Source organism: Phyllobacterium sp. P5_D12 (assembly GCF_054049495.1).
In genome coordinates this window covers 1-3,823 of the sequence record NZ_JBFUMG010000433.1, presented here as the reverse complement: position 1 = coordinate 3,823, position 3,823 = coordinate 1, and the positions used below count along the sequence as shown (strand labels likewise).

4 protein-coding genes are annotated in these 3,823 nt (G+C 56.8%); 1 reads left to right on the top strand and 3 read right to left on the bottom strand.

Annotation, left to right across the window (positions count from 1 at the left end; genetic code table 11):
• On the bottom strand, positions 1 to 602 hold a 602-nt coding region (locus ACXJ5O_RS21160), incomplete at its 3' end, for an amidohydrolase family protein (RefSeq protein ID WP_457301608.1).
• Positions 599 to 1,840, bottom strand: coding sequence for a urate hydroxylase PuuD (locus ACXJ5O_RS21155; protein WP_457301607.1), 1,242 nt, complete (start codon positions 1,838 to 1,840; stop codon positions 599 to 601). The genes ACXJ5O_RS21160 and ACXJ5O_RS21155, both read right to left, overlap by 4 nt.
• 136 nt (positions 1,841 to 1,976) lie before the next feature.
• Between ACXJ5O_RS21155 and ACXJ5O_RS21150 the strand changes: the two genes are divergently transcribed.
• A complete protein-coding gene (locus tag ACXJ5O_RS21150; protein ID WP_457301606.1) occupies positions 1,977 to 2,891 on the top strand; it encodes a LysR family transcriptional regulator in 915 nt (304 codons plus the stop codon).
• A 9-nt stretch (positions 2,892 to 2,900) separates the two neighbouring features.
• Here ACXJ5O_RS21150 and xdhC read toward each other — a convergent pair whose 3' ends face one another.
• Entirely contained in the window at positions 2,901 to 3,758 is an 858-nt protein-coding gene (xdhC, locus tag ACXJ5O_RS21145) for a xanthine dehydrogenase accessory protein XdhC (protein WP_457301605.1), read from the bottom strand.
• Positions 3,759 to 3,823 lie beyond the last annotated feature (65 nt).

Genomic DNA, 3,823 nt, shown 5'->3' with positions numbered 1-3,823 from the left:
CTGATCGCATAATGCGCGCGGCCGCGGCCATGCCATTTGGCAATCAATGCCTTGGTGTCATCATAGCCGGACTGTGGCGTATCACGCAGCGCGTCGGGAGCGTTGCGATCCATCATGACCTTGCCGCCGATCATCAGCATGTTGCGCTTCTCAGCGGCGGCAAAGTAAGCGTCAACGCTTGTCCGGTGAACCGAACAATAGGCAGCAGCCGATGTCGTGCCGTTGCGCAACAGCTCGTCCATGAAGCGGCCGGCGATGAAATCGGCATGCGCGGTGGACGAGAATTTCTGCTCCTCGACGAAGATATAGGTATTCAGCCACTCCATGAGCTGCGCGCCATAGGAGGCGATCGCCTGCGTCTGCGGGAAATGCAGGTGGGTATCGATGAGGCCAGGCAGGATCAAATGAGGGCGATGATCCTTGACCTGGGTTTGTGGTCCGGCAATGGCGGCGAGCGCCGAATATTCCCCGACATCGACAACCTTGCCGTTGTCGACCAGCACCGCGCCATCTTCGAAATAGCTATAGGCGGACTGGTCGTCGATGCTTTTTGGCTCGTCGACGAATGTCAGTACGCGGCCGCGCAGAAGCAATTTGCTCATTGGACTGTTCCTCCCTGAACTGTGGTCTCATACCAGCTCGCAAGCAGCCGGCGCTCCTCGTCGGTAATGCCACTGACGTTCGCCGGTGGCATTGCATGCGAGCGACCCGCCTGCAGATAGATTTCGCGGGCATGTGCCGCGATCTCGCTGTCGGTTTCAAGCACGACACCTTTGGGTGGCACGATGATGCCCTCCCAGCCGGGTTCCTTGGCATGGCACATCGAGCAGCGTCCGAGGATAGTGTCCTTCACTTTGGGGAAGGCTTCCGCGGAAATGAACGGCTGCTGGACGGCCGAGACCTTCTCCTCTGCACCTTCGCCTGACAGGATCTTCGGCACGGTCGAGAGCCACATGATGATGACGAAGAGGATCGCGGTAACCAGCCACGTCCACGTCGGTTCCCCCTTGCGCGCGTGGCGGGTGTTGAACCAATGGCGGATCGTGACGCCCATCAGGAACACCAGCGAGGCAATGATCCAGTTGTACTTCGTGCCGAATGCCAGTGGATAGTGGTTCGACAACATCAGGAACAGCACTGGCAGGGTCAGATAATTGTTGTGGGTCGAGCGCTGCTTGGCTTGCTTGCCCAGCGCGGGATCCGGGACCTTGCCTGCGATGAGGTCAGCAACGACTTTCTTCTGGTTCGGGATGATGATCATGAACACGTTGGCGGACATGATCGTCGCCGTAAACGCGCCAAGATGAAGAAACGCAGCACGCCCGGTAAACAGCTGCGTATAGCCCCAGGCCATGCCGACCAGCACGAAATAGAGCAGCACCATCAGCTGCGTGTCGTTTCTGCCGAGCGGTGATTTGCAAATAGTGTCATAGACGATCCAGCCGCCAAAAATCGATGCGAGGGAAATCGCTATAGCGACAGGCCGCGAAACGTCGAGCACATGCGGATCGATCAGGTAGAGATCGGCGCCTACATAGTAGACGATGCAAAGCATGGCGAAGCCAGAAAGCCAAGTCGCGTAGGATTCCCATTTGAACCAGGTCAAATGTTCGGGCATCTGCTCAGGCGCCACAAGATATTTCTGGATGTGATAAAAACCACCGCCGTGGACTTGCCACTCCTCCCCATGAGCGCCGGCTGGAAGGTCTGGACGCTGGCGCAAGCCGAGGTCAAGTGCCACGAAATAGAAGGACGAGCCGATCCAGGCAATGCCGGTGATCACATGTAACCAGCGAACGGCGAAGTTCATCCAGTCCCAGGCAATAGCGTATTCGTACATCCGGCTCTCCCATTAATTGTGGGGGAGTATGTGCCAAAGCCTATGCTCATGTGAAACACCGTAATGGACCCATCTCTTTCAAAAAAATCTTTAAAATGCTAGATCATCAGACAGTGTAAGGCTTCGGGCGAAAATAATGTCGTACCTTGATAACCTTCGTGTTTTTGTTCGCGTCGTCGAACTGGGAAACCTCTCTGCTGCCGGACGCGACCAGCGCGCTTCTCCGGCTGTCGCCAGCAATCGGATCAAGGAACTCGAGCGTCATCTTGGTGTCCGTCTTTTCAATCGCACGACGCGCAAACTGACGCCGACCGAGCACGGCCGCGTCTTCTATGAAGGTGCGGTCAAGATTATAGAGGCCATCAATGAGGCCGAAGCAGCCATTGCCGATTTGTCGAAAAAGCCTAAAGGCGCAATCAGGATCACCGCACCGCTTGGCATTGGCCGGCGCCTGATCGCATCCGGCATTCCGGAGTTCCACGACAAGTATCCGGATATCGAAGTCCGGCTCAGATTGTCAGATCACAACGTCGATATCATGAGCGAGGGCGTCGACGTTGCCTTCAAGCTCGGCATACTCGAAGACTCCAATTTGCGTATGCGCGGCATCATGAATTGCGAAAGGGTTATATGCTCGTCGCCGGATTATCTGGAAAGGCGCGGTACACCCTTAACGCCCGATGACCTGATAGCCGAACACCATGATTGCCTGCTTTTACGCTACCCGGGTTCCAAAGAATATTTCTGGACGCTGCAGATGCCGGAAGGTACTCGCAAGCTGGAAGTCAGCGGTCCTTATGATTCCGATGATGGCGATGTACTTACACAATGGGCGCTTGAGGGTCGCGGCATCATCAACAAACCGTTGTTTGAAGTGAAAAGCCATTTGAATGACGGAACGCTGAAAGCGATCCTCGAAGACACGCCTCCGGCCAGTATCCAGCTCGCGGCAATCTACCCGCACAAGCGTTTCCAGGATCCGAAGGTCCGGCTGATGATCGACTTCATGACCGAGCGCTGTCAGCGCCTGGTCAGTACAATGTTGGAATAAGAGCTCACCTCAGGCAGGAACGCGCCTACGTTCTTTGGGTGCAACATTTGGCGTAAGGCGATAGTTTAACGCCGAAACCATGATTTCAGCAGCCGCCAGAGCCGCAATGACGGTCGGGCGCTTGTCCTTCACGGTGGTCCCGCCGACCGGACAAACCAGCCTGTCGAAAAACTCCGGATGACCCACCTCACGGGTCAACCAATTACGGAATGTCGCCCGCTTGGTCTTCGACCCGATCATGCCGACGTACGACGCATCATTCCTCGCAAGCGCTTCGGCCGTAATCAAGAAATCCAGTGCATGGTCGTGGGTGAGGACAACGAATGCACTTCCCGCTGGCGCATCACGAACAACCGCTTCGGGCATGGCCGTCAGGCAGGTTTCGATGCCGGGGACCTGCGTGGCGGAAAGTTCCTCTTCGCGCGTGTCGACCAATATCGTTCGCAGCGGGACCAGTGAAAGCGCCATGGCCAGTGCATCGCCGACATGACCGGCACCAAAAACATAAACATGCGGCCGCTGGGCAATTTCAAGATCGACCTTCTCGATCAACGTCATGGCCACCGCTCGATCAACCCGCTTGAAGCCCAATGAGACGCGGCCACCGCAGCATTGGCCAATCTCCGGACCGAGCGGTACGGTCACCTCTCCAGCATCAGCTCCACTGTTCAAGGACCTGCGCGACTGATCGATCGCCATGAACTCGAGCTGCCCGCCGCCGATGGTGCCAAAAATGCAATCCTCCGCAACCAGCATCCAAGCGCCCGCCTCGCGGGGCGTAGACCCATCTGCTGCCTTCACCTCGACCAGCACGACCTGCTTCCGTCGATTCAGAAAATCCCTGATATCGTCTCGGTTCGTTGGCATGGGATTTCACAGCTCCTTGCCCGCCGACCGCAAACGTTCTACCGCCATCAATACCCGCTCTGGTG

Excerpts from the sequence above, each read along its gene's own strand:
- ACXJ5O_RS21150 (WP_457301606.1), top strand. The coding sequence starts at position 1,977 with ATGTCGTACCTTGATAACCTTCGTGTTTTTGTTCGCGTCGTCGAACTG.
- xdhC (WP_457301605.1), bottom strand. The coding sequence starts at position 3,758 with ATGCCAACGAACCGAGACGATATCAGGGATTTTCTGAATCGACGGAAG.
- ACXJ5O_RS21155 (WP_457301607.1), bottom strand. The coding sequence starts at position 1,840 with ATGTACGAATACGCTATTGCCTGGGACTGGATGAACTTCGCCGTTCGC.